Origin of the sequence: Paraburkholderia sp. BL25I1N1 (assembly GCF_003002025.1) — a bacterium.
Lineage (GTDB): Bacteria > Pseudomonadota > Gammaproteobacteria > Burkholderiales > Burkholderiaceae > Paraburkholderia.
Window position 1 is genome coordinate 38,659 of sequence record NZ_PVZB01000007.1, and the last position, 26,554, is coordinate 65,212.

The 26,554-nt window shown below is 59.0% G+C and carries 23 protein-coding genes and 1 pseudogene; 9 read left to right on the plus strand and 15 right to left on the minus strand.

All coding sequences use genetic code 11. From position 1 onward, the window contains the following. Positions 1-24 precede the first annotated feature (24 nt). A pseudogene (locus B0G73_RS12185) lies at positions 25-470 on the plus strand (SET domain-containing protein). Between the two features lie 17 nt (positions 471-487). Here the strand turns inward: B0G73_RS12185 and B0G73_RS12190 are convergent. Then, positions 488-700, minus strand: coding sequence for an AlpA family transcriptional regulator (locus tag B0G73_RS12190; RefSeq protein WP_106281001.1), 213 nt, complete (start codon positions 698-700; stop codon positions 488-490). Between the two features lie 915 nt (positions 701-1,615). Here B0G73_RS12190 and B0G73_RS12195 point away from each other — a divergent pair. After that, positions 1,616-2,569 (plus strand): LysR family transcriptional regulator, encoded by a 954-nt coding sequence (locus tag B0G73_RS12195; RefSeq protein WP_106281002.1) that lies wholly within the window; start codon positions 1,616-1,618, stop codon positions 2,567-2,569. Here B0G73_RS12195 and B0G73_RS12200 read toward each other — a convergent pair. From B0G73_RS12200 to B0G73_RS12230, 7 genes are all read right to left on the minus strand, one after another. Further along, complete coding sequence (locus tag B0G73_RS12200) at positions 2,566-3,510, minus strand: cupin domain-containing protein (RefSeq protein WP_106281004.1); 945 nt, start codon at positions 3,508-3,510, stop codon at positions 2,566-2,568. The two genes, B0G73_RS12195 and B0G73_RS12200, sit on opposite strands and share 4 nt — an antisense overlap. Before the next feature lie 659 nt (positions 3,511-4,169). Further along, positions 4,170-5,657 carry an ATPase domain-containing protein gene (locus B0G73_RS12205; protein ID WP_106281006.1) on the minus strand — a complete coding sequence of 496 codons (1,488 nt, stop codon included), beginning with the start codon at positions 5,655-5,657 and terminating at the stop codon, positions 4,170-4,172. Between the two features lie 312 nt (positions 5,658-5,969). Beyond that, positions 5,970-6,296: an H-NS histone family protein gene (locus B0G73_RS12210; protein WP_106281008.1), complete on the minus strand. Its 327-nt coding sequence runs from the start codon at positions 6,294-6,296 to the stop codon at positions 5,970-5,972. A gap of 176 nt (positions 6,297-6,472) precedes the next feature. Next, on the minus strand, positions 6,473-7,048 hold the full coding sequence (locus B0G73_RS12215; protein WP_106281010.1) for a hypothetical protein: 576 nt from the start codon (positions 7,046-7,048) through the stop codon (positions 6,473-6,475). A gap of 116 nt (positions 7,049-7,164) precedes the next feature. Beyond that, positions 7,165-7,395: a hypothetical protein gene (locus B0G73_RS12220; RefSeq protein ID WP_106281012.1), complete on the minus strand. Its 231-nt coding sequence runs from the start codon at positions 7,393-7,395 to the stop codon at positions 7,165-7,167. Positions 7,396-7,595: 200 nt separating this feature from the next. Then, a complete protein-coding gene (locus B0G73_RS12225) occupies positions 7,596-7,799 on the minus strand; it encodes a cold-shock protein (protein ID WP_025527573.1) in 204 nt (67 codons plus the stop codon). Between the two features lie 451 nt (positions 7,800-8,250). Next, positions 8,251-9,408 (minus strand): sensor histidine kinase, encoded by a 1,158-nt coding sequence (locus B0G73_RS12230; RefSeq protein ID WP_106281405.1) that lies wholly within the window; start codon positions 9,406-9,408, stop codon positions 8,251-8,253. A 570-nt stretch (positions 9,409-9,978) separates the two neighbouring features. Here B0G73_RS12230 and B0G73_RS12240 point away from each other — a divergent pair. Then, the gene (locus tag B0G73_RS12240) at positions 9,979-11,562 is read left to right on the plus strand and encodes an EAL domain-containing protein (protein ID WP_106281407.1); all 1,584 of its coding nucleotides are present in this window, start codon (positions 9,979-9,981) and stop codon (positions 11,560-11,562) included. A gap of 428 nt (positions 11,563-11,990) precedes the next feature. Here B0G73_RS12240 and B0G73_RS12245 read toward each other — a convergent pair whose 3' ends face one another. Together B0G73_RS12245 and B0G73_RS12250 are read right to left on the minus strand one after the other, a co-directional pair. Further along, positions 11,991-12,866, minus strand: coding sequence for a lipid A biosynthesis lauroyl acyltransferase (locus B0G73_RS12245; RefSeq protein WP_106281015.1), 876 nt, complete (start codon positions 12,864-12,866; stop codon positions 11,991-11,993). An 831-nt stretch (positions 12,867-13,697) separates the two neighbouring features. Next, the gene (locus B0G73_RS12250; RefSeq protein ID WP_106281017.1) at positions 13,698-13,970 is read right to left on the minus strand and encodes a hypothetical protein; all 273 of its coding nucleotides are present in this window, start codon (positions 13,968-13,970) and stop codon (positions 13,698-13,700) included. A 382-nt stretch (positions 13,971-14,352) separates the two neighbouring features. Between B0G73_RS12250 and B0G73_RS12255 the strand changes: the two genes are divergently transcribed. Further along, the gene (locus B0G73_RS12255) at positions 14,353-14,574 is read left to right on the plus strand and encodes a hypothetical protein (protein WP_106281018.1); all 222 of its coding nucleotides are present in this window, start codon (positions 14,353-14,355) and stop codon (positions 14,572-14,574) included. Between the two features lie 367 nt (positions 14,575-14,941). On the opposite strand, the gene B0G73_RS12260 is transcribed toward B0G73_RS12255, so the two are convergent. The 5 genes from B0G73_RS12260 to B0G73_RS12280 all read right to left on the minus strand — a co-directional run bounded on the left by B0G73_RS12260 (position 14,942) and on the right by B0G73_RS12280 (position 19,602). After that, a complete protein-coding gene (locus tag B0G73_RS12260) occupies positions 14,942-15,319 on the minus strand; it encodes a response regulator transcription factor (RefSeq protein WP_106281020.1) in 378 nt (125 codons plus the stop codon). A 97-nt stretch (positions 15,320-15,416) separates the two neighbouring features. Next, a complete protein-coding gene (locus B0G73_RS12265) occupies positions 15,417-16,040 on the minus strand; it encodes a response regulator transcription factor (protein ID WP_106281021.1) in 624 nt (207 codons plus the stop codon). After that, complete coding sequence (locus B0G73_RS12270) at positions 16,037-18,013, minus strand: ATP-binding protein (RefSeq protein ID WP_181196536.1); 1,977 nt, start codon at positions 18,011-18,013, stop codon at positions 16,037-16,039. The genes B0G73_RS12265 and B0G73_RS12270 overlap by 4 nt, the downstream gene beginning before the upstream one ends. Before the next feature lie 218 nt (positions 18,014-18,231). After that, positions 18,232-18,999 (minus strand): hypothetical protein, encoded by a 768-nt coding sequence (locus B0G73_RS12275; protein ID WP_106281025.1) that lies wholly within the window; start codon positions 18,997-18,999, stop codon positions 18,232-18,234. Positions 19,000-19,089: 90 nt separating this feature from the next. Then, a complete protein-coding gene (locus B0G73_RS12280) occupies positions 19,090-19,602 on the minus strand; it encodes a hypothetical protein (protein WP_106281026.1) in 513 nt (170 codons plus the stop codon). 322 nt (positions 19,603-19,924) lie between these two features. Between B0G73_RS12280 and B0G73_RS12285 the strand changes: the two genes are divergently transcribed. From B0G73_RS12285 to B0G73_RS12305, 5 genes are all read left to right on the plus strand, one after another. Next, positions 19,925-21,610, plus strand: coding sequence for an arylsulfatase (locus tag B0G73_RS12285; RefSeq protein ID WP_106281028.1), 1,686 nt, complete (start codon positions 19,925-19,927; stop codon positions 21,608-21,610). Between the two features lie 91 nt (positions 21,611-21,701). Next, positions 21,702-22,805 carry an HAD family phosphatase gene (locus B0G73_RS12290; protein ID WP_106281030.1) on the plus strand — a complete coding sequence of 368 codons (1,104 nt, stop codon included), beginning with the start codon at positions 21,702-21,704 and terminating at the stop codon, positions 22,803-22,805. Continuing rightward, positions 22,771-24,180: an anaerobic sulfatase maturase gene (locus tag B0G73_RS12295; protein ID WP_258193288.1), complete on the plus strand. Its 1,410-nt coding sequence runs from the start codon at positions 22,771-22,773 to the stop codon at positions 24,178-24,180. The genes B0G73_RS12290 and B0G73_RS12295 overlap by 35 nt, the downstream gene beginning before the upstream one ends. Positions 24,181-24,825: 645 nt before the next feature. Beyond that, positions 24,826-25,785, plus strand: coding sequence for a GlxA family transcriptional regulator (locus tag B0G73_RS12300; RefSeq protein WP_106281034.1), 960 nt, complete (start codon positions 24,826-24,828; stop codon positions 25,783-25,785). A 123-nt stretch (positions 25,786-25,908) separates the two neighbouring features. Further along, entirely contained in the window at positions 25,909-26,553 is a 645-nt protein-coding gene (locus tag B0G73_RS12305) for a response regulator transcription factor (RefSeq protein WP_106281036.1), read from the plus strand. Position 26,554 lies beyond the last annotated feature (1 nt).

Below are 26,554 nucleotides of genomic sequence, written 5' to 3' on the forward strand. Positions count from 1 at the left end.
CTCAGAAAGGAGGGCAGGCAGGTCATGCAGCGACGTGTGGTGGTTAGGCGCTCGTCCGTGCACGGGCGGGGGGTATTCGCATTGCGAAGGCTGGAAGTGGGCGAGAGGGTATTCGAATACAAAGGCGAGCGGATCGGCTGGAGAACGGCTCTCAGGCAGTACGAGAAGCGCGGCACCTTTGGCCATACGTTTTTCTTTGGGTTGTCCGACGGGCGCGTCATCGACGGCGGGCTCCTGGGAAACAGCGCGCGCTGGCTGAATCACTCATGCAACGCCAACTGCGAAGCAATCGAGCTTGAGTACCGCGTTTTCATCCACGCCTCGAGCGCAATTGCGCCTGGCAAAGAGCTTTTCCTCGACTACAGACTCGAGGTGGACGAACGCCGGACGAAGGGACGAGACTGTGCTACGCCTGCCGGTGTGGCTCGGCAGGCTGCCGGGGAACGATGCTGGCTGCTGGATCGTCATGATGCCACCGCGCCGCAAATCAGCGGCTCTGCGACAGGGCCCGCGTCGATCGCTCCCTGGCGGCCGAACGATTTGCGAGCCAGGCCTCCAGCTCGGACTCGCGCCACCCGGTTGCGCGTTCTCCAATGCGGATGGGGCGCGGGAATTCGCCGCGGCCGATCATCGCGTAGATGGTGGCACGGCAAAGCCCAATTTTCTTCACCACTTCCTTCATGCGCATTACCTGATCCATTTTTGCTCGACTCCGTGTTGCTTTGGTCACGTTCGATTATCCGCAGTGTCCGGCTCATCGCAATGGACACACGAAAGCGACAGCGTGATGGTTCGGGCGAAATGATGAGTTCGCCCGTCGCGTCGGCCGTCGAGAGAGATACACCCGGGTTACAGTTTGTTACCGCTTTGTCTGTCAGCGAATACGATCGTGTTCGTACCGGAAGGGCCTCGAACAGATCAGGCTCGAGGGCTGCATGACATAAAGGGTTTTTGACGACTCAGGTTCGCTCAACACAGGCCGGGCATGCATGGCCGGCGCTTCATGGCGACTTACTTCGGACATTCGTCGCGGTACGGATTGCGGTCGTGTCGGCCATGGTTCGAGATCGTGCGCACGGCATAGCCCTTATGCTGCAGGCACTGCGCGTCGCGCGCACCGCCGCGTGAAGATCTCCGAAAGCGATAGCGGGCCGCGGCACGGATGCACATCGTGTTCGAACTTGGTGTCAGGACTCGTCGACTTCGGCACGGGCGAGACAGCGACCGGACACTCGCCATTATCCCGGGTGGCATTTGGCGCCAAATGTAACCAAACGTAACTGTTACGAACAGGCGCCGAGTTAAGCGTTGAGCGCCGCCGCGTTCAGAAGGCAGGCTTCCGGTGTCGGCCAACACGCGACACTCGCGGACCTGTAACCAACGGCCGAACGTTCCCGTGAAGCGGACTTTCGCATTTCATCGCTATGGCTTTGACTCTGCGATCGGCTCCTCTTCACGTTAGCAGCTCGGTGCCAGTAGACTACCCGTCTAAGCAAAATCCGGATTGTCCGGTTCGCGCATATGCACCGAAGTCCCGCGGACAGAGCGTTTCGCGGTTTCTGGTCTTCACTTCGTGAAGCTCCTTGCAGAACGCTCGATTCGCGTCAGGAATGTCATGGATTATTTTGCCGCGGTACGGGCGTTCGTTTGCGCAGCGGAACTACAGAGCTTCAGCAAGACGGCCCATGAGATGGCAGTCAAGACCTCGACCATCTCGCGTTACGTGAGTGAGCTGGAAAAGGATCTGGGCATTGCCCTGTTTAACCGGTCGACGCGGGGGCTCGTCCTGACGGAGGGCGGCAGGCTATTTCGTGAGCACGCCATCGTCGCCCTGCAGGCACTCGATGACGCGCGCGAGGTTACGTCGTCACTGAATCGCACCCCGCAAGGCGTGCTGCGCGTCACGATGCCGTCGGCATTCGGACGCCGGCATATCGTGCCGCATCTGCCGGCGTTCATGACGCGCTATCCTTCCGTCGACCTCGATATCGTGTCGACCGATGAAACGCTCAACATGATCGAAGCAGGCATCGACGTGGCGATCCGTATCGGCGTGCTACCCGATTCGTCGTTGATGGCCAAACGCATTGCGCCGCACCGTCGCGTTGTCTGCGGCAGCCCGGCGTATTTCGAGCGGAGCGGGATGCCTCGTTTGCCTGAAGATCTGGCCGCACACGATGCGCTTCGCTTGTCCCTGCTGCCCGACGACAAATGGTTTTTCATCCGCGTCGCCGATGCACAGGTGTCGCCGGAGCAGGTGCTGGTGGAATTGCAAGGGCGCTTGCGCGCGGACGACTCCGAAGCCGTGCTGGAACTCGCTGTAGCCGGCTGCGGCCTTGCTCTCCTGCCGACCTGGCTCGCGTCTACGGCTCTGCGCGAAGGGCGCCTTCAGCACGCGCTGCCTGAATGGGAGGCGCGCACGGGGCGAGCCGAACCAGCGGTCTGGGCGGTCTACCCACCGAAGAAAATCGTATCGTCGAAGGTGCGAGCGTTTGTGGATTTCTATGCCGAGGCGATTGGCGAGCCGCCGTACTGGGACGACGGACTCGCGACGGAGCTTCGGCCTTAATGGGCGAAGCGGATGTCGAGCGTGCGCAGCCAAGTCTGCAGGCCAGCATCCTGAATCGGGATCACATAGGCGTTTTCGTTCGTTTCGTTGAAGTGCGCATGCCAGTATCCCGGCGGCGTAACAAACGTCATCCCGGTTTCCCAGTCCACGCGGGTCGGATTCGCGATGTTGCCGTTCTCATCCAGTTCGGTACCGACCAGCGTATAGACGCCTGGGTTGCCCCCGGCGATGAAGTCTAGTGCAATCGACTGGTGGCGGTGCGGCTTCTGCATAGAATTGGGCGGCACAATGCCGAACATGGCCCACAACACATGCGTGACGGTTCGCGTCTGCGGGAAATTGGCGTTGCCCATCAGCACGCTGATGCGGTTGCGGCGGCCCGCATTGGCTTCTTCCGAGACCTTGCGCAATTCCGCCTTCGCCTGGGCGGCCGGATAGAGCGTCGGCGCAAATCGCGCGCGGACGCCCGTCGTGCCGAGATAGGTGAGCAGCGGCGCGTCGTTGACGTAATAGAGCGTGGCCGTCGCGTCGGCGGACAGCACTGCAGCATCGCCGCCCGGCAGCGTGAAGAAATCGCCCTGCGCGAACGGGAAGCTCGTTTCGGCCTGCGTCACGCTGCCGGTCCCGCTAATGACATAGCAGACCTGCGAGGTCGCGTTCGGGGCAAGCGTCAATGCATCGCCTGCGTTGATGCGCAGAAAATTGGCGCTCAAGCCGGGGCCGGTCGCGGGGCTGGGGCAACCCAACTCCGCGGAGAGGTCGAGCGGCACGACTCGAGTGGCGCCTTCTGCGTACAGCGAAGGCGGGAAACTGCGGAAAGGCACGCGCGAGATGAGCTTCGCACCGATCGGATTGGCGGACGACGTGTACTCGAAGTATTGCGCGTCCAGGGTCGCGGCAGCGGGTTCGGCGAGAAGCGCCGGGGACGTCTTGGTCAACATGATCTGCTCCTTCAGGTTAGGGGAGCTTCGTGCGGGTTCCCCCATGAAGTTGGGGTTGGCGTCCGAAAGCTGATCTGACTATAGGCGCGGGTCATTAGCCTCAGAAGTGCCGGGAATCGAAATCACCTTTGCGCAAAGGGGTACACCGTGCGTCCGCTTCGGGGGCACCGCTGGTTGTTCGGGGTGGGGCCGGTGTGGCAGTTCGTCGTCGACCCGGTCCGTATGGGAAGCGAGGTCAACAAAGGCGTGTTGACGGGCCGCAATCACAGTAACAGTGGACGTTTGTCGTCCGACATCAATCGTCCGCTCGGGTCCGACCACGGTCCGATGGCGACGGGCGGGAGCCGACCTGATGCGGTCCTCCAGGCAGTTCCGGCGAATGTCACCACCACGCGCTCAAAAGCAGCCATAGCGAGCGGGCGGTCTCGCGAGATCAGATGCTATGTGAATCAGTTGCTTCGGCTGGGATGAATCACTCCGGCCGAAATTGGGTAGGACACCTTCCCATGCCTGAACGACGACAGCGGCCGTCGTTGATCCGCTGCCTCCGGCAAGTCCACCGGTTGTGGTCGGTCGAGCGGTTGCGCATCGAGGCAATCGTCAGAGCCGGTCGTCCGCGACGCGGCTCTAACAAAAGTCATCCGCCTATGCTGACTGGGCTACGCGACGGATGAATCGTCAATCAGGTTGTCCGGCGACCCGGAGTAGGTAGGCACGCCCGAGAAGATTCCGTGCAGATCGCGCAGGGGCCGCCCGATTTCGACGCCGTGCCCGGACAGCCGGAATTCGTGAATCGCGGTGTCGTGCGCACCCGTCCTGCGCTTGATGACAGTCACCGCGCGCCGCAGCTGGCCCGCCGCTTCAAAGAACCTCAGCAGCAATACGGTGTCGCTCAGAAAGCTCAGGTCAACGGGGTTCTCAACGTCACCGAGGACGCCTTGCTGCGCGAGAAGGAGGAGGGTAACGACGCCACGGCGGTTCAGGTAAGTCAGCAGTTCGTGCAGCTGGGCAATAAGCGAGCGCTCCTCGGGCATCGTGCTCAGGTAAGAGTTGATGCTGTCAATCACCACCACGCGGGCGTTTTTGTCCTCCACCTCCCGTCGCACCGCCCAGACGAATTCGCCCGGCGAGATGCGTGATGGATTCATGCGTTGCCAGGCAAGCTGGCCGCTCGCAAGCGCCGGTTGCGGATCGAGTCCAAGACTCTGCCCGCGGCGCACGAAGATTTCGTAGGCCTCGTCAAAGGAGAAATAGGCCGCATGCTCGCCATTTCTTGCGCCAGCCAGTGCGTACGACAGCGCGAGCGAGGACTTTCCGGCTCCCGACGGCCCTATCAGCATCGTTGTTGTGCCCCGGTCCAGACCGCTCCCAAGAATCTCATCAAGGCCCGGTGAGCCACTGCGCAGCGGTGCACCACGCACGTCACTGGTATGGTCGTTTGCGATCAGGCTCGGAAATACCAGCACTTCGCCGGTCACAAGCGCATAATCGTGCCAGCCGCTCATGAGATTGGTACCGCGCATTTTGGCGATGCGAAGTCTACGCCTTCCGGCCCCGTAGTCGCGTTCGGAACTGCTCAGCGAGATAACGCCGTGCACCAGGCTCTGTAGCTCGCCGTCGTCGTTAAAACGCAAATCATCGAGCAGGATGGTTGTGATGCAGCGGCCTTGCAGGAAACGCTTCAGCGACGACAACTGGCGGCGGTAGATGAACGGGTCGTGCGCGAGAAGCCGCAACTCCGACACGCTGTCGATGACGATGCGATCGGGATGCGTCGCTTCGATGCGGGCGATAATGCGTTGCACGGTTTTGTCGAGCTCGATCTCCGCCGGAAGCAGCACGGTCTGTTGCTGCGCCGCCTGCGCTTCATCCGGAACAAGTTCAAAGAAGTCGATCCCACCGACGTCCCAGCCATGCGTGCGCGCTGCGCTCACGAGTTCATCGGTGCTTTCAGAAAAGGTCACGTACAGGCAGCTCTCCTGATTGCGCACACCGTCAATCAGGAAGCGTAGGGCAATGGTCGTCTTGCCGGTTCCCGGCGCCCCTTCGATCAGGTGAAGGCGGTATTTTGGTAGCCCCCCGCGCAGGACAAAGTCCAGTTCGGGAATGCCTGTGAGAACAAGCGGAAGCGGGACGACTTCGACCATGTGGGACTCCTTCCAGATTGATTGCGCCGCCGAAGCGACAGTGTGTAGACCGCTTTGGCAAGGTCCCGATCAGGGAACGGCGCCGCCCGCCGATCGCGGGCGGATGAACCTATGTAACGGCTACGTACCGACTACGTAACGGTTTCCAGTCACGCTGATCCCCGTCGCTGTCTCGGCGCCTGACGTTGATGATATTGTAGATTCATGGCAGTGCTGGCGTGATGATTCTGAACGGCGCCCGTACCGGATCATTCGACGGCAACTGTTCGATCAGCGGCTATCCAGGCCAAACCAGAAGGCGCAGGCTACTGCCTAGCGCTGGCTCGACCGCGCGAGGGGGCTGCCGGCGAAGGGGTCGTTTTTCCAGTCCGCATCGGTCTGCGTTGCCGGTTGTGCGAGCGCCCCCCACGGAAGTTCAAAGTGCCCGATGGATTGTCCTGCGCTCATGGCCTGTTTGAGCCATTGAGGCACCTCACCTTCACCGCTCCAGGTTTCACCCCCCGCGCTACGGTAGCGCCCCCTATCCGAGCCCGCACGCTCAGTCGCCAGGAAGGCCGCGAGGTCATCCGGGCTGATGCCAAAGTCATTCATGCGGTGCCGCAGATACGCAATCATGCTGTCACGTTTCCGTTCGTCCATAAGGCCTTCCTGTGAAGTATTTTGCCAGCGCTTCTCTCACCTATTAGAGGCGGCGAGGTGCAGTGTGAAAGGGGCGGCATAAATGTCGCCAGACAGAAGCCATCCGCGCAGGCCGTGACAAGACCCCGTCATGACGCCCACGCTGGTTTCGATCGCAACTGCTCCCCAATCGCGCTTTACAGGCCCTGAACAGCGGTCGCATAGGACTTCGCAGCTTCCTTCAGTTGCACGGCCGCGTCCTGGACGCGCGTCGGCAGCTCGCTTAGCGCGAGCAGGGTGTCCACACCATCCAGCCGCCTGCGAAGCTCGGTCACGAGATCCATGACGCTCGCGTCACCGACCCGCCGGCGATTGCTTTGTCTGGAGTTCACTGCGGAGCAGTCGACGAGGCGATCAATCTTGCGGAAGTATGCCTGCGCAGCTACGCGATGCCTGGCATACAGCGAGGTAACATTTGACTTTGAAAGACAGTCTTTAACGACATCGGCATTCATGTCGAAATGAAGCTGCAGCGCGTCGGCGGCATCTGCCCGGTGAAAACATGCCAACTGATCAAACAGCGTCTCGCCGTCCCCGTCAATCAGATCGATCCAGACCTCACCGTCTTCGAGGATCTGGCCGGCGCGATGAATCGCGCGCTCATCCTCATTTGCGGCAGCGAGCATCCGGTGTCCGTCGACATCATCAACCGGCATCTCGAACACTTCCACCAGTTCCCCGCTCACTGCGACCTGCATGACCAATAAAGCCATCTCTGCTCCTCGTGCTGCGAATTACGAGAAAACCGTGGAGCGCAACGCATGGCCGCGCATGTGCTTCAGGCCATGTCCAGCATGCTGACACTCCGCTCCGAGGTGAATCAGCCGGCCTAACCGCGGCTGTCGACCCGGCCGCGCGCCCATGCGGTGGCGTGTCCCACCGCCTGTGTTTCGCTATCGAAATAGTCGAGCGCATCAAACTGGTAGGAGGCCGGCTCAACACTGCGGGCGTCACCTCTTGTGAGCAGCAGATTCGCAGCAAACCAGCCATCAGGTAGGCGATGAGCGGACGGCGAGACTGAGTAACCGTTGTACTGGTGAATATCTTTATTATTTTGCATAAGCGATAACCGACCGCACGACATCGTGTCGTACAGGCGAAATAAATCCAGAAAATGGGCGAGACGGATCGTGTCGGAAGGACAAATGATGCGCAGGCGGAAACCCGGCGATCAGATCGGGAGCGCATGGTTCCGCGAGGATGCTAGTCAGGCTGACAGGCAAAGGGCCGGTAGACCGGCCCTTGAAATACGTTAATACGTTACTGCGGCGAGATATTCGCGGCCTGCATACCCTTCGGGCCGCGCTTTGTCTCGTAGCTCACCTTCTGGTTTTCTGCGAGCGTCTTGAAGCCGTCGCCGCGAACTTCCGAGAAGTGAGCGAAGAGATCGTCGCCGCCCGCGTCAGGAGTAATGAAGCCAAAGCCTTTGCTATCGTTGAACCACTTGACAGTACCGGTATCCATCAAAATTCCCTGAAATAAAAATAACAGCTCCGGTGCGGAGCGACAAAAACTTCAAGGAAGAAGAGAGGACAGCGAGTACCGCGCAGACAGGGCGGAAAATGGTGATCAGCAATCGAGCTTCTTGAATATTTCGAGGTTCACAATATAGCGCAGGAGAGGGGCTGTCAATGCTTTTCTAATGCCCTGCTCTCTTCAAACGACCCGTCGCCGCGAATAATGTCAGGCCGCTGCAGTCTCCTGAGCGGAAGCGTGTCGCAACGCGGATATCAGTCGGGTGGGGTCCTACGTCGGCAGTGGGACGGATTGCCGACGGTGGCGGCATCGAGCGGCCGGGCGGCAGCTTCCTGCATCAGCGAACTCACGCTCCCGACCCCAAGGCGTCATTGGGCTTCGACATGTGAACGACTGGTTTCCACGATGCATCTGTCTGGGACGACCGACGCTGAAGCCGTCACTCTGCTCCCTTGCGACGGGGTGTCAAGAGGGATTCGTCGGCACGCGGAAGCGATACTGAAAACAAGGTCTCCGTCTCATCGGACCGCGCTTCAATCGTACCGTGATGGGCTTTGGCGATTTCGCTCGCGATATACAGACCCAATCCCAGGCTACCCGCCTCCTCGGTTGCAGCTTGTCGGCTGGTCTCGCGGGTGAGGGGGTCGAACATGCATGCCAGCATTGCGCCGTTGATGGCAGGCCCGCAATTGCTGACTTCGATACGGACATGTGTTATGCCGCCGATCACCGTTACGCTTACGGGAGTGCTCTGCGCCCCATACTTGATGGCATTAGTTACCAGATTTCCAAGCAATTGCTGCAGACGCTGCCCGTCCCAGAGCCCCTGCGAATCACCATTCACGTGCAAGTCAATTTGCCGGTCAGGGTGAATTGCACGCAACCCGTCCAATTCGTCGGCAAGCACCTCCGCCAGATCGATATTTGTGGGCTTCACATTGATGCCCAAGCCCAGTTTGGTACGGTTGAAATCAGTCAGATCATCAAGCAACGCCTGCATCCGGGCTCCGCTTCGAATCAGACGAGCGGCGGCCCCGGATATCCGTTCCCCAGCATTGAGTGCGGCCAGATACGACGCAGTTGCCTGGATCGCCTGTAGCGGGTTGCGCAAGTCGTGGCCCAGCATGCCAAGCAGGAGGTTGCGGTTCTGATCCATCTGCGTACTGAAGAAGGTGACCGATTCAGCGAATGCCTGATCGATCGCTTCATTGAAGCGAATGACGTCGTCCAGATCAGGCGCTTCGGGCTCACAATCGTCCAGCCACAAGCGAAGCACGCTTGCTCGCAGCGCGCGATATTCGGCGGCGAGCTGCTTGATATTGAAACCAGCACGTGCCCTCAGCAACGCATGCGTTTGCGCAGCCGTTTCGGTCGCATCGGTTAGTCCGGGATCTCGCCCCAACGACTTTTCGCGTTGGGCTTCTTTGGTTTGTGAAGTCCGTAAGTCCTTTGCCACGGCGTGTAGGATCTGCTCCGCGTGGTCACGCAACCCCGACGCCCCCATGTTTTCCGCCGCCGGCAGGAGGGTAGCGGCGAACGCCTGCCATTGTGCAAGAATCGGCTCCATGTTTTGCAAGATGAAGTCAGCAAGTCGCATCAGGCATCTCCCCAGCGTAAAACGGTGGTTTAAGGTCCAGTCGGCGTACATATATTATGCGCAAATTAGGGACGACCTTTTGCCGGAAGAAGTCGCCATTCGGGTCGAACGCCATTGCGACCGATCCGGCAACGGCGCGGGCGGATGAGACGATGGCGGGCGCGTTAAACTTGTACGCCGATGTGACGATAGCACGGCAGAGGCTGCGATTTGTGGGAGGGATTAGTCGGAACGGCCATTCACGTGATGCAGCCGAGCGTTTCACATTGGCCGGTCAGCGTCCCACGACCGAGCGCGACGTCCAACTAGGCCACGCGCGCGATGCAAAAGGCATAAGCCGGCCCGACGCGGACTCAGGCGACTAATCGATAAACGCCTGCTGCCCGTCGAAGATCGGCCGTTCGCATTCGCCCTGGAGCGGATAGAAGGCGCATAAATCAGACGCATTGAAAAAATAGCTCCAGATACTATCCTTCATGCTGACATCGTAATTCCACGCGTTCGCCCCTGAGCATGCCGCACCTGGCGCGCGAAGCCTCCCTTACGGTCATTCACGATGAGACTTGCGAGATGATCAAGCGGCTGTCGCTTATTTCTGCTTCCATCGCACTGGGCTGGATAGTTACAGTTGCCCCCGTACTGACCAGCATCTATATCGCCGACGAGGATGCAGAACGTCGCGAGCAGGAAGATCTGCAGCAGTTCGCCGCGAAAGCTGTGATGCGTGTCGAGCTTGTCACCTACCAGGCATTCGCCGCTATTGCCGACATGGAGGCGCTCCCCGGCGGTCTCTGCTCTCCCGCCCAGGTTGCACAGTTCGCCCGCGTGGTTTTCAATTACCGGTACGTGCAGGACGCTGGTGCTTACGGTGGCGGACAATATCAGTGCTCACCGCTTTCAGGCGACGTTCGGGCGCAGCATCTGACGATGCCCCCGCCCGATTGGCAGAGCAAGGACGGCTATCTGCTCTGGTACAGGCAGAAGAATCCCCTCAGCGACGAGCGCCAGGATATTCAGATTGGCCGCCATGGAAATTACGTCTCGATCGACCCACAGTCCTACGTCGATATTATCGACCCCGCCGGGAGACCGGTCGCAGCGATCAATGTGGAGACAGACACAATCCTTGCGTCGTCACCTGGTGCGGACGCCGACGACATGCTCAATGCATGGAAGGTGTCTGGGCACATGAACAATGAACAGTGGCACTACGCTGTCGCCCGTTCGTCAAGCCGGCCCCTCGGGGTGGTAGTCAAGTCTCCGCGCAGTAGCCTCGTGGGTCACTGGCCTGGTTTGCTCGTGATGTGGCTTTCGATTGGTGTCGTTGTCGGAGGTGGGCTTGGTTGGCTTGCGTTCAGGCGAATCTCTCGGCAACTCTCCTTCCCGGCGACGCTCGAATGGGCTATAGCACGCAAGAAACTCGATGTGGTTTTCCAGCCGATCGTCCGCCTCATGAGCGGCGAATGCGTTGGCGTAGAAGCGCTCGTCAGGTGGAACCTGAACGGACGCCACATCTCGCCGGAAATCTTTGTCGCGGTCGCGGAGCAAAACGGCCTTATTCGGCAGTTGACGGACCTCGTACTGGACAAGACGCTTGACGAGCTATCGAAGTTCTTGCGCTCGCGTCCTTCGTTCTACGTCTCAATCAACGTGAGCAGCGAGGATTTGCGGACGCGCCGTTTCCTGAACGTCCTTACGGCCCGGTTGCAGGAGACGGGCATTCGACCTGCTCAGGTCAGAATCGAAGCAACAGAGCGAAGCTTCATGGATGCCGAAGCAACGCGGCAAACAATAGCTGCATTCAGGGACGCTGGCCACCCTGTCTATATCGATGATTTTGGAACCGGGTATTCCAGCCTGTCGTATCTGCAAACCTTTACGATCGATGTCCTGAAAATCGACAAGTCATTTATCGACACCATTGCACAGGACGCAGCATCCAGCGTCGTCGCGCCTCATATCATCGAGATGGCACACGAACTGGGGGTGGAAATCGTGGCGGAAGGCGTCGAGCGCGATGCCCAGATCGAATATCTGGTGCAGAGAGGCGTCCAGTATGGACAGGGCTGGTTGTTTGCGAAGGCCATGCGGGTCAATGAACTTATCGTCTGGCTTAACGAAAGCAGATCGACGCTTCAGCCGCTCCATCAATAATCCTGGTGCGCAATGCAATGCCACGCGTGCCCAATGCGCCTACGAACCGCAACTGCCCGACGACACCACTTCCGGGGGATGCTGAAAACCGATTGTCTCTTGTACCTTGAAGAGCAGACGTCTCCGAGTCTGATCCGTGGGTCCGGAAATGGCCGATAGCGCCAGTTCGATGAACGTTCTATAGAGCGCGCTGAAAACTTCAACGACCGCATACTGGCGGTTGCCGTGAATGCGTACTCTCGGCCAAGTGCCGACGTTCGGTCTAGCACACAGGCGGCCATTCAAGCGGCCGCTCTGCCCAGGCAACGGACCTTCGTGCGCGGACCATGCCCGACGCGTCGTCGGACGGCACAGCCGTTCGCATCGGTTTTGTTTGCGGGTTTCGAAAGCTTGCCGACAACGTAAAAACGAGGGGGCCCATTGCACCGTCAATATACTGCAGGCATGCCCGTTGGACGATGTTTGAAGCGTCGATGCACCCAGTAGTACTGGGCTGGGAATTTGAGTACCTGGGTCTCGAGAAACGCATTCATGCAACGTGCATCATTCGTGTCGCTGTTCGATGGGAAATCGCTGAGCGGCGCAAAGACGGTCATCCGATACCCTTTGAAATCCGGCAGTACTTCCGTGACGAACGGCACAACGCGCGCGCCCCCCATTCTTGCAAGTCGCGAGACAGAAGTCAGAGTGCACGCAGGGACGCTGAAAAAAGGCACAAAAACAGAATTTTCGATGCCATGGTCCATGTCCGCAGCAAGCATGACCGGCTTGCCCTGCCGAAGGAGTTTCACGATCTTTTTGGCGCTTGTCGAGCGTTCGACCATCTCGGCGCCGAATCGGCCGCGCTGCCGTTTGGCGAGGTCGCAAAGACGCGTGTTCGACATGTGTGTGTACAAGGAAGCGGCAGGCATTTTCAGCGAGTAAAGGATGCACCCGATTTCGATGCCCACGAAATGAAACCCCAAAAAGATGGTAGGCGGAGCATTCCTGTCTTCGAGATCAATCGCGCTTTCAATCTGGACGAGATTTCTTATCCTTTGCGCGCTACCGAACCATTGAACGCCTCGTTCGAGATAGCTGCGGATGACATGCCGGAAGTGGTCCCTCGCAAGCTCATCGTGCTCACGTACCGACTTTTCCGGAAAGCAGAGGCGCAGGTTGACAAGGACTATATGTTTGCGGCGGCTGGGAAGCGTATACAGCGCCGCGCCGAGCGCGCTGCCGAGCCTCGCGACCAATGGGTATGGAAGTATTGAGAGCGCGCGAAGTAAAGCTACGACGAGAAAATGACCGAGTTGATCCAAGGCCCGCTCCTGTGTGGCGGTCGGCTGTGCCACGGGGAAACTTCTGTCAATGCACACTCTGCGACGAGGTCAGGCATGTTCATGCCGTACTCGGCGAAACTTGAGTTCGCTTTCGAAATGAACAACGATCGTTACTGCCGATGACGCGGTAGCGGCACTCGATAGTGCGGACCATTCAGCCCGATTTCAATTTCTGTCATTGTTTAATAACTTGCGCCAAACAATTCTGCCCCGTTTGTCGCAATTGGATCAAGTTATCGAACAACGCGACGAACGTCAATGCACGGGAGCAGTGAGACTCGTCAAAATCTGAGCAAGCACCGGTTATCGGCCCCGCGTCGCGGATAGCCGTTCGCCCCTCAAAGCCGCCCGTAGCCTGGGGGCAACGCCGACGGCCGGAAATGGGTCGGCTTGCGATAGTCCCGGCCCGCGCAACGATGACCGGGCGTGTCGTTTCATCTGTTGGTCGGACTCGGCCAAACTAGGGACGTTGATCCACGCTCTCACGACGTCGTTCGAAAGTCGCGTCCGCACGCGGATGCAGTCGTTCAAATGATGCTCCGTCGAATGGCAAAAGCGGGTCGGGCGCTGCGGGCCGCTGGTCGGCACATTTCGCCGAGACTTGCAGGCAAGCCGTGCAATCCCGTACGACGACATACCGACAGGCGGCTGCCCGATCGCGATCAACGGCGGGCCAAACGGCCTGATCTATCTATGTCGGTGACCGCACTTGCCTGGCAGGGAGCGTAACCTCCTCCGTGGGCTCAAATAGCTTGGTAGCGTGGTTGTTGCTGCGGAAGGAACCATTGAGGTGCCGGGAACGTCGTCGTTCTATTGGCCCACACCCTGATGTGCTGCCGCTATGGCAGCATCACGCTCTTTTTTGGCTGCTGCCTTTTTCTCATCGAAAACTTTTTGTGCAGCGGCTACGTGCTTGTTATAGACACGATTGGCGGCTCCCACCTGTTGGTGCATCCTCACGATCTCGTCGGGATGCTCTGCAGCCGCCGGCACACTGGTTGCGGAATTGCCTTGAGCCCAAACGGACGGGTTTGAAAGCACTGCAACGAAAATGGCCGAAGTGGCAACCACAAGAAATTTCATGATGAACTCCTGGGGATATTGCGGATATGTCGCCGTCCAGACGTCGACGGAGTTTTCACCCTACTCGGCCAGGCGGGTGAGACAAATCGGACCAAAGTCCAATAGCGGCCCCGGAACTCCGTATTCCCACCGCGCTGGAGCCTAGCCCCATTGAAATCATATGCGCAGCGAGCGGCCGACAACGCTCACGTCAAAGGCGAGTGCGCAGCCCCTCTCGCGGCACGGTCCTTGCACGACTGTGCAAACGCTTTGTTTCGGAAAATTGAGGCGGAACTGTCAGCCGGCGGACCGGCAGCGGGCTCACCTGCCATTAGCGACAGTTCAGAAGCCACCGACGTGGAATATCGGTGGCGGTGAAAGATAACGCAAAGGAGAAAAATCGGTGCCGACAAGAACGATTAGCAAGGGCAAACACACCTACCGTATTGAACCGATCCGACTGGCTGAAGGCTCCTACACTTTTGAGATTGTCCATATTGACCATACTGGAGACGCAATCAAAGAAGTGCGGCACGAACCGGGAATCACTTACGCGACAGAAGATGCCGCCATGGACAAAGGACTTCATGTGGCGGCAGAAATGGCTGAAGAGCAGGACGATTGAACTCCGTAAGTTGTCGAGCCTGGCGGCGGGACACCCGCCCTCCGCCCCACGGATGGAATTCAGGAATGCTTCCTCTCGCCCTTGAAGTGACCGTGCCGTGCCGCTCGTTGAATACGGTGTTCGGCTCGCCCGTACGCGTGGTCGCTCCACATCGGGTAACGGACGACCAGCGAGCGAGCTGCTAGGGCCGACTGGGGTCGATCTGGTGCGTCCGCCGTCGGCCGCGTTCGGCCAATTTGAGACGATCGCCCGGCAGCCCCGAATGTCCGCTAGCAAGTTTGCTACGGCCCGACGCGATACCAGATTCGAACGTCACGCCGCGCAGGTTTCTCAATGCTGGTCAGCCGGCATATTCGGAGTGCGATCGTCACGGAGGCCGGCCGCCTGGTGCTACCCGCGAAATCGCGTCGAGAAGATCTTTGGCTACAAACGGCTTGATCAGCAGTTCCAGGCCGCCAGCGCACGCGACGGCGCTACGCGTTTCCGGATTGTCATGCGACGTGATGAACACGGCTGGCGGACGACGATAACCGAGCTGCTCGTAGAGTCGGGGCCCTGAAATACCGGGCAGTTGAACGTCCAGCACAAGGCAGTACGGTGCGCGCATGCAGTTCGCGCCGGAGTACGCTTCAGCGCTGCCGAACAACAGGATGTCGAAGCCCGACACGTGCAACAGGCGCTGCAATGCCCGACCCATGCCGGCGTCGTCTTCGACGATCACGATCAACTCTCTGGTATGGTTCATTGCCCGCCAAGGTCTGGTGCCTCAAGTTTCGCGTGAGCCAAGGTCCGGCGCTATCAGGGCATGGGGCAATCCGGTTGCCCTTTGGGGCAAGCCGGGTTCAATTCGAGGCGTGTGCGCGAACAATTGGCTCAGCCAGTATCACGAGGTCGGCGAACGAATTGGCGTGCAGCTTGCGCATGAGCTCGGCCCGGCACGATTTGATGGTTCGTTCGCTCACAGCCAGTTCCGCGGCGATCTGCTTGTTAAGGCGACCAGCGACAATACCGCGCAGCACCACGTGTTCGCGCGCGTTCAGATCGTGGGCGTCGGCCGGTCTGCCTGGCTCAGCCGGAGAAGGAACAACGACTGCGGTTGCGAGCGCATTGTCTATCGCGGCGAACAGAGTCTGCGCCTCGATCGGCTTGACGAGGAAGTCGCATGCACCTGCCTTGATCGCCATCACTGTTCTGGGAATATCCCGGTGCGCGCTGATGAAGACGATTGGCATCTGCCTGCCCAGCCGTTGCAGTGCGTGCTGCAATTCGAGTCCGCCCGGGCCGGGCAGCTCCAGGTCCAGCAGCAGGCAGCCTCGCGACGGGTCAAGGTCTGCGACGAGGAATTCCCCGGCGCTCGAGTAGCCCTTCACCGTGTACCCCGCTTGAGTCAGTAGTCGCGTCAAGGCGGTGCGCATGGCGGGATCATCGTCAACGACATGGATGACGGCTCCGGCATGGTGGATCACGATTGTCCTCCTTGTGTCATCGGCCGAGCCTTCAAGGCGGCCTTTTCGGTGGATGTGTTGAACTCGGTCAGAACTGACGAGATCGTGCGTCCGTCGACCGCGGGAAGCCACACGGTGAAAACACTGCCGCCGCCGTCTCGAGGCGAGCCCCAGACCCGTCCACCGTGCGTTGAGACGATCGTGCGCACAATCGAAAGTCCAAGTCCCATGCCCTGCGATTTGGTCGTGTACAGCGAGTCAAAGAGCCGTTCCGTGGCATCTGCCGGAATGCCATGCCCGCAGTCGGCGACAATCAGCTCGTAGCCTTTTCCCGCCACCCGGGTCGAGATGGCGACAATGCGTTCCGCGAGGGGCGTGGCCTCCATCGCGTCCATTGCGTTGATGACGAGATTGACAAGCACCTGCTGAAGTTGCACGCGGTCACCTAGCACGCAGGCGTCTTGCGCCGCGAGATTCGACTCGACGGCGATGCGTCTGCGTCTTGCTTCCAGACCGAGCAAGGCCAGCCCTTCGTCGAACGTCGAATTGAGGTCGAGTGGGACAAGGTCGAGCGTGTGCTTTTGCAGAAAGGCCCGGAGTCGCTGCACCACCTGGTTTGCGCGCAGCGCGTCCCGCCGTATATCCGCAAGGATAGAGTGAAGTTCGTCCTCCTCGGGCCCGTTTTGGAGCATCATGCCGGCCGCGTCCGCATTGCTGAGAATCGCGCCTAGCGGCTGGCCGATTTCATGTGCAACAGATGCGCCCAGTTCACCCGCTGAAGCGAGCCGTGCCGCGCGAGCCAGTTCGTCCGATCGCAGTGTCGCTTCATCCTCGGCGATCCGGCGGCGCTTGCGCTGCCACAGCAGAGCCGCAATGGTCAGTGCCTGCAGCAAAACAACTGCAACGGCGCCGAGCACGATTACCCGATACTCCCGCCAGAGCGAAGGGGGCGCGTTGATCAACTCGCAACCATCGGGCAGTCCGGTTGCGTGTAGCCCGAATCTGTCGATCATCCCGAGGTCCGCCATGCAGTGAGACACGCTGGCCGATGAGACGGCACCTTGGCGGGGTGCCTTGCCGAGCAGAATCGATGCCGCGAGCGCACCGGTGTTACGGCCATTGGCATCGAAGCTGACCACCGAACCCGCCGTCAACCCGTGACCCATATAGGTGGGATACCAGCCATATATGGGCGCGCCAGAGACCTTTGCCATCGGCTCGACAACCTCGTAGGGGAAAAAGGTGCGACCGGTGCGATCGCGATACATCGTCGTATAGAGGACGGCCGTATCACGGTCGAGCGCGGCAAGGCGCTGCTGCAGTTCGGGCACGGTCAGACCGCTCCACACATCGACAGACCACTGCCGCGACCTGCGAGCACGCGCCGTATCGGCAGCGCGCTGCGCAAACCGGAGGTCCAGTTTCGCCGTGCCAGACACGATGACGAGACGCCGCGCGCCCGGTTGCAGGGTCTCCGCTAACCCGAGAGTCCCATCCACGTCGAAATAGGTCGGCACGTAGGCGAAAGCCGCAGGAATATCTTTTTGCCGGCTGTCCGCGACACTGGAGATGACGACGGGTGCGCCCGGCCAGATCTCGTCGCGATAGCGCTTGGTAAAGTCGAGTGCGAAGTCTGCCAGCCCGATGACGACGTCGACCTTTTTATGCTCGTATTTCCGCTTCAGGAGCGCGAGAAAGCTTGGCATCAATTCGGCGTTGTCGAATCGCAAGTCGTCGAGTGAGTCAGTGTAAAACTCCACACCGGCCGGAGCGGCAGCAGCAATTGAATGGCGTATCGCGCGAATCTGCTCCTGGGCCGCTGGCTGCGTGAGGTCCGCACCTGGCAGAATGACCACCCGCCACGTGTGTTCCGCATTGGCGCACGTGCAAAAGCCGAGCATGACTAAAAAGACGCAACGCATAATGCGAGCCTGCGGGAAGACTCGCCGCCCGCGGGCTGCCGCAACGATCGTCGGGGCGCTTTCCTCTTTCATGACTCTGACAGGACTGGACGTCGTGGCAACTATGCCAGAGCCTTTCGCCATCCGACTAGCTTTTGTCAGTTAATTGTCTGCTAAAGACTACTGTTTTCCCCTAATATGCAGAGCAGATCGTCTATTCGCAGACCGCATAATCGCCATGCGCTGTTGACATCGCAGTGCAGCATTCGCTGCGATAGCCTATATAGTCGCGGATGAAATGGCCAACGGCATCACGGCTTGTGCAAAGACTGCGCGGTGCTAATCAGGTTTTGCGGGATCACACGGATGATGCCGTTGCGAGGGCTATCAATGTCTGCAATCAGCATGAACGAAAGCGACACGGTCAGCGGCATGATTAGCAGGAAGCGGCTTTTGCCGCTCGAATTCTTCACTCCGTAACCCACCAGGACATTGGCGAACACGCCAATCAGCAGCATCATGATCCAGGCGGCTAAGGGAATACGGTTGAGCCATGCCGCCTGTGTGTAACCTTGTGTGTTGATCACGTCGTTCATGCCCGCCACCGCGAGGGCAACCACCGGAGTGGGCTGGGTAACAGCGCCGCTTCTGGCCGAAGTCCACAACCGGCCTTGCAGATCCGCGGTGGCAGCATCGATCTGCGCGACGCGCAGTGCGTCCCGAGTCTGGTAGTACTCGGTTCGCAGGTCGAGATACCGGGCGAGGTCCGCGCGGATTGCGGCGGCTGTACTTTCCGGCAAAAGATCCGCTCGGATAAATTCCGTCCCGATGGCGTTGGCTTCTTCCTCTTCGTAATTCTTTCGCTGGTCGTAGCGACCTACCGCCATGGACAAACTGAAACCAATGACCAGCGCAAGCAGCGTCAGCGTGGCGGACTGAACAATCCTGAAGTCGTCGCGCGAGTCTTCGTCGAGCGTAAATCTCTTTCGCAGGACGGAGTTCCCGAACCAGGCGGCCAGCGCCATCAATGCGAAGGAAGCGACCAGCAGAATGAGGGGATGTCTGAAGAGTTGCTGCATGCATTGCTCCCGGTGAATTCGCGCGCCGGGCACGTCGCAGCCACGATGCGAGATGGCGGCAAGTCATCAGGCCCATTCACTCGCGACCAGCTATTCATGAGGCGCAGGGAGGGGGCCAAAGAAAATGGTCTTGAGCCTGTGGCGGCCGATCACCCGCGCCAGTTCCGCGATTGCGCAGTACATGAGAATCAGCGTCACAAGCAGGATCTGGATTGCCCAGAAACGCGCCCAGCTTATGTCTGCCATCAGCGCATGATTGGCGACGATCAGATTCGGGGCTTCTTTCCAGTACTCATATAGCCGTTCCAGATAGTGGACGATGAGCGCGACGATCGCATACATCAGAGTCTTCCATGACACATTCCAGATGAGCGGCTTATCGGGAAAACGGTTGATAAAAGGCAGCATATCGGCGACCAGAACCGATTTTCCCAGTATGAGCGAGGCGATCAGCACGGATGTTGTAGTAGGGATCGACAAGCCGGTGCCTTTTACCATCAGGCTACGGATCAGCGACACGACATGAAGAATAAAAAAGAAGAACACAGTGGGCGGCATCGCCTTCATGATTTCGTGCTTGATCTTGCCCGGCAGCGTGCTCACGATCCAATCCTCTCTTTTGACAGGCGGCTACTCATGCGAAACCCGCTTGCGACGGACGAGCGTCGTCATAACAAGTGAATGTCCGTTACCGTCCCAGCCGGGGAAGTCGATGACGTATTGCCCGGCATCTGCACACACCAATGTAGTGGTCATCTACGTGAAAGAAAAGGTACGAATCTGGTATTGCCCGAAGGGGCAATTGGCTTGCCCTAACTACCTATAGCGCTGCACTGCCTTCCAGGCAAAAAATGAATAGTGGCGAACATGCCGTCGCGCAGAAGGAATGTCGAAACCTGTCAATTGAAACTCAGGGATATGTGAGATGAAACCTGAAACATACTTCGTGGCGCCTGCCAGGCCGATCAAACGCGCGCCTTTCGCTTTGGTGGCCGCCGCGTTGTTGAGCGTTGCGATAAGCGGCCAGGCACAAACGGATTCGCAGCAGCCCACGCGGCCTAACATTGTGCTGATTGTGGGCGACGACGTGGGCTGGGGCGATCTCGGAGCGTACGGCGGCGGTGAGGGGCGAGGTATCCCGACTCCCAACCTCGACAGACTGGCTGACGAGGGCATGACATTTTTTGACTTCTATGGCCAGCCGAGTTGCACGCCTGGCCGGGCGGCCCTTCAGACCGGCCGCAATCCGAATCGCAGCGGCATGACAACCGTGGCATTCCAGGGACAAGGCGGCGGCCTGCCTCATGCGGAATGGACGCTCGCTTCCGTGCTGAAACTTGCGCACTACAGCACGTATTTCACGGGTAAATGGCACCTCGGCGAAGCGGACTACGCCCTTCCGAATGCACAGGGCTACGACGATATGAAGTACGTTGGCCTGTATCACCTGAATGCGTACACGTATTCAGATCCGAAATGGTTTCCTGAGATGGATCAGCAGACCCGCGACCTGTTCATCAAGGTGACAACAGGCATGCTCTCCGGCAAGGCGGGTGAAAAGCCTCACGAAGACTTCAAGCTGAACGGCCAGTATCAAAATGAGCCAGACAAACGAATTGTCGGAATTCCGTTTGTCGATCGATACATCGAGAAAGCCGCACTCGACGATATCGACGATGCCGCCCAACGTGGACAGCCTTTCTTCATCAACGTGAACTTCATGAAGGTCCACCAGCCGAACATGCCCGATCCCGACTACATCGGCAAGTCTTTGTCGAAGTCCAAATACGCCGACTCGCTGGTTGAACTGGACGCGCGTGTCGGTCACATCATGGACAAGCTTCGCGAGAAAGGACTCGACAAAAATACGCTCGTATTCTTCACGACGGACAACGGCGCCTGGCAGGACGTTTATCCAGATGCGGGCTACACCCCCTTCCGCGGCACCAAGGGGACCGACCGCGAAGGTGGGGCACGTGTTCCTGCCATCGCGTGGTGGCCCGGAAAGATCAAACCGCACACGAGAAACTTCGACATCCTGGGTGGTCTCGACTGCATGGCGACCTTTGCAGCATTGGCGGGCGTAGATTTGCCCAAAAATGATCGTGAAGGCAAACCGATCGTCTTCGACAGCTTCGACATGTCGCCCGTGCTGTTCGGTACGGGCAAAAGCAAGCGCAATGCGTGGTTCTACTTTACCGAGAACGAGCTGACGCCGGGCGCCGTGCGGGTCGGACAGTTCAAGGCGGTGTTCAACCTGCGCGGCGATGGAGGCAAAGATACGGGCGGTCTGGCGGTGGACACCAATCTCGGCTGGAAGGGACCGGAGAGCTACGTCGCCACCGTTCCGCAAGTATTCGATCTGTATCAGGACCCTCAGGAGCGTTACGACATCTTCATGAACAACTATACGGAGCACACCTGGACACTTCCTACCTTCAATGCCGCGGTCAAGGGTCTGATGCAGACCTACATCAAGTATCCGCCGCGCAAGCTGCAAAGCGAAGGGTATTCCGGGCCGATCACTCTCACACAGTACGAACGGTTCAAATACATTCGGGACGAGCTCAAAGAGAATGGCTTCAACATCCCGCTGCCAACTGGAAACTGATCAGCTGAACGTGCTGGACAATCGGAGCGCCCTCCGATTGTCCAGGGGTGGCAATGCGCGAGCTGATACCTTCAGCTGGCTGAGGATAACAATGCGTATCATCGAACATCGCACGTGGTCACGGCATGCGTCGCGTCATCTGACGGGACTGATCTTATGCGCATGCGCGGCGATGAGCGCGTGTGTCAGCCACGAAGCGCCGTCAGCGGATTCTGCGATGGCGCATGCACAGCAGCCGGCGCTCTCAGGAGAGCTATCGACGAAAGCATTGCCATCGTGGCAGGACGGCGCTGCACGGGATGCTATTCTGAAGTTCATCGGCGACGTTACTCGGAAGGGATCAACGACCTACGTGGCACCCGAAGCACGCATCGCGGTCTTCGATAACGACGGCACGCTCTGGAGCGAGCAGCCTATGCCTTTCCAGTTGTCGTTCATGATAGAGCAGGTGAAGGCCGCCGCGCCACGACACCCCGAGTGGCAGAGCAATCCAGCATTCAAGGCACTTGTCGCGCACGACACGGCCGCGCTCGCGCAGAACCGGAAAGCACTCCTGCAGATTATCGGTGTGGCCAATAGCGGCATGACGACCGACGAATACGACCAGTCCATCCGTATATGGCTGGCCAGTGCGAAACACCCGACGCTGAACCGCTCCTATCCCGAACTCGTCTATGGGCCGCAACTCGAACTGCTCGATCTGCTGCGTTCGAACGGCTTCAGGATCTGGATCGTTTCCGGCGGTACGGCCGAATTCATGCGCGTGTGGGTGACCGAAGCGTACGGCGTGCCGCCTGAACAGGTGGTAGGCACCGAAGAGAAGTTGAAGTACGAAGTCCGTGATGGCAAACCCGTGCTGATACGTCAACCAGGCTTTGATTTTGTCGACGACGGACCGCGCAAACCTGTCGGCATTTTTCGCGCGATTGGCAAGCGTCCGATCCTCGCGGTTGGCAATTCCGATGGCGATCGCGAAATGCTCGAATACGCAGCCGGCGGGCCCGGCGAAACGCTTGCCCTGCTGGTGCATCATGACGACCCCGAGCGCGAGTTCGCTTACGACCGCCAATCTTCAATTGCACGGCTCGACAAGGCGTGGGACCAAGCCGTTGCACGCGGCTGGGTGGTTGTCAGCATGAAGCGGGACTGGAAGACGGTGTATGCCCCGCTTCAAGGACAGCGATCGCCGCAATGACCGACCTTACCGATTCGCGCTGTATTTACCACTGACTGCCTGCGGCCACGATACGCACGCACTGCCCAAAGTTGATCTCAGGAGCCAACCCATGCAGGACATCCATGACGTGAACGCTGGACAGCCGGTGATCTTCTACCCGGCGCGATCGTCTGAAGCAGAGCCGGCCCCGCCTGAGCAGAAAGGACGCTTTCATGCGATGGCCAAGCCCATTGGCTCGACCTGCAATATCGATTGCACGTATTGCTACTACCTGCACAAGGAGCACCTGCTGGGCCAGCATCGTGGTCGTCGAATGGAACCGTCCATGCTGGAGCGCTATATCCGACAGTACATCGAAGCGCAGAACGGCGACGAAATCATATTTTCGTGGCAGGGTGGTGAGCCGACGATGCTCGGCATTGCGTTCTTCCACGACATCGTGGAGATTCAGAAGCGGCATACCCCCGCGAACCGCCGGATCTCGAATGATCTTCAGACCAACGCGACCTTGCTCAACGACGAATGGTGCGAGTTCCTCAAGGAGAATGACTTCCTGGTCGGCGTCAGTATCGACGGGCCGCGTGAATTGCACGATGCTTTCCGATTGGACCGGAAGGGGCAGCCGACTTTCGATAATGTGATGCGTGGGATCGGTCTGCTAAAAAAGCATGGGATAAAATTCAATACGCTCACCGTCGTCAACCGTGTTAATGCGAAGCGGCCCGTGGATGTCTACCGGTTTTTGCGTAACGAAATCGACTCGACCTACATCCAGTTTATTCCCTGCGTGGAACCGAAGAATTTCCATAACGTCGCACCACAGCATTGGCCAGCAGAGTCGATGCCGATACTGGGAAGCGCAGCGGCAAAGCCGGGGCAGCCAGACTCTGTGGTGACCGAGTGGTCAGTCGATCCGGACGATTGGGGCTATTTCCTTTCGCGAGCCTTCGACGAGTGGTACAGAAAGGATGTGGGCCGTGTTCTTGTGAACCTGTTCGAGACGGCCGTCGTACAGACCTTGGGCAGGCCCGCGCAAACCTGCGTGACCGCCCAGTTTTGCGGTAAGGCACTGGCGATCGAGCACGATGGTGAGGTCTACTCGTGCGACCATTATGTCTACCCTGCCTACTCGCTGGGAAACATCCGCGAGAGGCATCTGGGTGAGATGGCCTTTTCAACGGACCAGCAGAACTTCGGCTATGCAAAACGAAATGCTCTCCCTGCGTTTTGTCGACAGTGCAAGCATCTGAATCTGTGCTGGGGCGAGTGTCCGAAGAATCGCTTTGTGCGGAGCCCGGACGGTCAACCTGGCTTGAACTATCTCTGTTCAGGGATTCGCCGGTTCTTTGACCATGCGGGCCCGGCCCTCAGGCAGTTGGCGAAATCCGCGTGATTGTCGCAGGCCTGCACTTGAGCAGCAAGGGCAAGCCCTTGATCAAGCAGAGCCCTTATCCCAAAGGGTGTCGACGAGAGATGACGGTTCGCGCAAGTCCGCACTGACGCGATCGATAAGGTCTCAACATAGGAATATGCGGCGTCGCGCGACCCTGAATCATCGTGATGGGACGTGCGATTTCAGTGTACGAACACTGCGGGACTGTTACACGTACTGTGACCGATACGCCGACGGAAGCCTAGTCGTGCGCGTTCTGCAAGGGGAATCGATTGCGAATATGCAGTTGCCGTGGCTGAGTCGAATGTCGGCTACCGGTGATCGTGCGGACGTCTGGTCGATTTTGTCGAGAGTCTCTTTAGGGTCGCTTGCTGCTGATCGCGGTCTCGCAAGGTTCGGTCCGAGCATGCTGTTTGAGTCAGACAGCGATCGGCCAAAATGTGACGCTCACACATGCAGGTAGAATTGTCGACAATCGGCTGAACGCACCCAAAGGCCTTTTCAATTTGGCGAGGTGGATCGATGACGGCTTTCCTGTAGCATCACAGTCTACCCGGCACCCATGCTGCGGCCAAGGCGGTGTGTTTCCATTATTTTTTTCAGCGTCGTCGACTCACTCGTCGGCGCTTTTCGCATGAGGCTTGTATGCGTCGCGTCGGACTAGTCGTCGTACCACAGTTTCAGGTGGTGAGTCTGCTTGCATTGTCTGTGTTTGAAATCGCTAACATTAGAGCGGGACGAGCTTTATATGAAGTGAACGTGATCTCCGAAGACGGAGGGCCAGTCGAAGCGTCGTTCGGCATGCAGGCCTCGACTAAACCAGCTCAGGCGCTTGACTATCACACTGTATTTGTAGGCGCCTCTCTTGCGACGCTGCCGCTTAGCGACCGCATGCGCGAGCTACTGCTGCATTTTTCGAACCGGACGGAGCGAATGGCGTCTATCTGCCTCGGCGCGTTCCTGCTAGCGGAAGCGGGCCTGCTCGACGGCCGACGCGCGACCACGCACTGGGCTTTTATCGACCGATTGAGAGACCGTTACCCGGCGGTCTCGGTCGTGAAAGATTCTGTTTTCGTGCGTGATGGCGCGCGCTGGAGTTCGGCTGGCATGAGTACGGCCGTCGATATGGCGCTTGCGATGCTGGAGGAAGATTTCGGCGCCGATGCCGCACTGCAGGTAGCGAAAGACATGGTCCTCGAACGATGGCGACGTTCTGGATCGCAGCCGCAATCGTCCGTGCTGCTCGAGCATCCGGCGCGCACGAACCGGATCCATGACGTGATCACGCACGTACGCGCGAACCTCAGCGCAGACTTGGCCGTCGAGAAACTGGCGGACATGGCCAAGATGAGCAAGCGTCAGTTCACGCGGCGCTTCAAGGACGAGACTGGGTTGTCTCCTGCCAAAGCGGTCGAGCGGATCCGGGTCGAAGCGGCCAGGGACCTGGTGACGAGTTCGTCCTGGACTATCGACACGATCGCTCGGGAGACCGGCTTTGCAGATCCTGAACGCATGCGGCGATCGTTTGTCCGCATGTACGGGGAGCCTCCGCAGGCGTTGCGGCGTCAGGTCCGGCCCGAGTCGGATGTCACGGGCACCGACTGAAGCGCGTGGCAGGGTTTCCTTGCAGTCTCCACACAACATGGCACAAAAGGAGGGAACTACGTCCCGCCACCAGCTTTCTTAGTCAATACAATCCCCAGTTGACGAAGATTGTGGTGCCCGAAAATGCTAGACGCGGAAGAAAACGCCGATGCTACACCCGTCGTATACGTAGTCGACGACGATCCAGCGATGCGCGCGTCGCTCGACACGCTTTTGCGATCCGTTGGGTTGCGCGTGGTGGCATTTTCCAGCACCGCCGAGTTCCGGGCGGCTGAGTGGGAAGATGTCGCGAGCTGTCTGCTGCTTGACGTTCGCCTGCGCGGCGAGAGCGGCCTGGTATTCCAGCAGCAGACCGAGAGCCGTCCACCCATCCCAATCGTATTCATGACAGGATTTGCCGACGTGCAAGTGTGCCGTGCGGCTATGAAGGGCGGCGCGGTCGATTTTCTGGTCAAACCTTTCGCGGACCAGGAACTGATCGACGCCGTCAACTCGGCTTTATCCTCCGACGACAAGCGCCGAACTCGAAGCAACGTGCGCGACCAGCTGCAACAATCCTTCGCCCTTCTGACGCGCCGCGAGCGCGAGGTGCTCTCGTATGTAATAAGCGGCGCACTGAACAAGCAGATTGCTTCCTACCTCGGGCTTAGCGTGATTACCATCAAACTGCATCGCGCTTCGGTGATGCGCAAGATGAAGGCTTCTTCGCTTGCCGATCTGGTTCGGAAATCCGAAGCGATCGGCGTGCAAATGCCGGTTACGCGTTAGA

What these genes read in the sequence shown, in the direction of transcription:
- B0G73_RS12190 (WP_106281001.1), bottom strand. Translation starts at nt 700, where the DNA reads ATGGATCAGGTAATGCGCATGAAGGAAGTGGTGAAGAAAATTGGGCTT.
- B0G73_RS12195 (WP_106281002.1), top strand. Translation starts at nt 1,616, where the DNA reads ATGGATTATTTTGCCGCGGTACGGGCGTTCGTTTGCGCAGCGGAACTA.
- B0G73_RS12200 (WP_106281004.1), bottom strand. Translation starts at nt 3,510, where the DNA reads ATGTTGACCAAGACGTCCCCGGCGCTTCTCGCCGAACCCGCTGCCGCG.
- B0G73_RS12205 (WP_106281006.1), bottom strand. Translation starts at nt 5,657, where the DNA reads ATGGTCGAAGTCGTCCCGCTTCCGCTTGTTCTCACAGGCATTCCCGAA.
- B0G73_RS12210 (WP_106281008.1), bottom strand. Translation starts at nt 6,296, where the DNA reads ATGGACGAACGGAAACGTGACAGCATGATTGCGTATCTGCGGCACCGC.
- B0G73_RS12215 (WP_106281010.1), bottom strand. Translation starts at nt 7,048, where the DNA reads ATGGCTTTATTGGTCATGCAGGTCGCAGTGAGCGGGGAACTGGTGGAA.
- B0G73_RS12220 (WP_106281012.1), bottom strand. Translation starts at nt 7,395, where the DNA reads ATGCAAAATAATAAAGATATTCACCAGTACAACGGTTACTCAGTCTCG.
- B0G73_RS12225 (WP_025527573.1), bottom strand. Translation starts at nt 7,799, where the DNA reads ATGGATACCGGTACTGTCAAGTGGTTCAACGATAGCAAAGGCTTTGGC.
- B0G73_RS12230 (WP_106281405.1), bottom strand. Translation starts at nt 9,408, where the DNA reads ATGCGACTTGCTGACTTCATCTTGCAAAACATGGAGCCGATTCTTGCA.
- B0G73_RS12240 (WP_106281407.1), top strand. Translation starts at nt 9,979, where the DNA reads ATGATCAAGCGGCTGTCGCTTATTTCTGCTTCCATCGCACTGGGCTGG.
- B0G73_RS12250 (WP_106281017.1), bottom strand. Translation starts at nt 13,970, where the DNA reads ATGAAATTTCTTGTGGTTGCCACTTCGGCCATTTTCGTTGCAGTGCTT.
- B0G73_RS12260 (WP_106281020.1), bottom strand. Translation starts at nt 15,319, where the DNA reads ATGAACCATACCAGAGAGTTGATCGTGATCGTCGAAGACGACGCCGGC.
- B0G73_RS12270 (WP_181196536.1), bottom strand. Translation starts at nt 18,013, where the DNA reads ATGAAAGAGGAAAGCGCCCCGACGATCGTTGCGGCAGCCCGCGGGCGG.
- B0G73_RS12275 (WP_106281025.1), bottom strand. Translation starts at nt 18,999, where the DNA reads ATGCAGCAACTCTTCAGACATCCCCTCATTCTGCTGGTCGCTTCCTTC.
- B0G73_RS12285 (WP_106281028.1), top strand. Translation starts at nt 19,925, where the DNA reads ATGAAACCTGAAACATACTTCGTGGCGCCTGCCAGGCCGATCAAACGC.
- B0G73_RS12290 (WP_106281030.1), top strand. Translation starts at nt 21,702, where the DNA reads ATGCGTATCATCGAACATCGCACGTGGTCACGGCATGCGTCGCGTCAT.
- B0G73_RS12295 (WP_258193288.1), top strand. Translation starts at nt 22,771, where the DNA reads ATGCCCCGCTTCAAGGACAGCGATCGCCGCAATGACCGACCTTACCGA.
- B0G73_RS12300 (WP_106281034.1), top strand. Translation starts at nt 24,826, where the DNA reads ATGCGTCGCGTCGGACTAGTCGTCGTACCACAGTTTCAGGTGGTGAGT.
- B0G73_RS12305 (WP_106281036.1), top strand. Translation starts at nt 25,909, where the DNA reads ATGCTAGACGCGGAAGAAAACGCCGATGCTACACCCGTCGTATACGTA.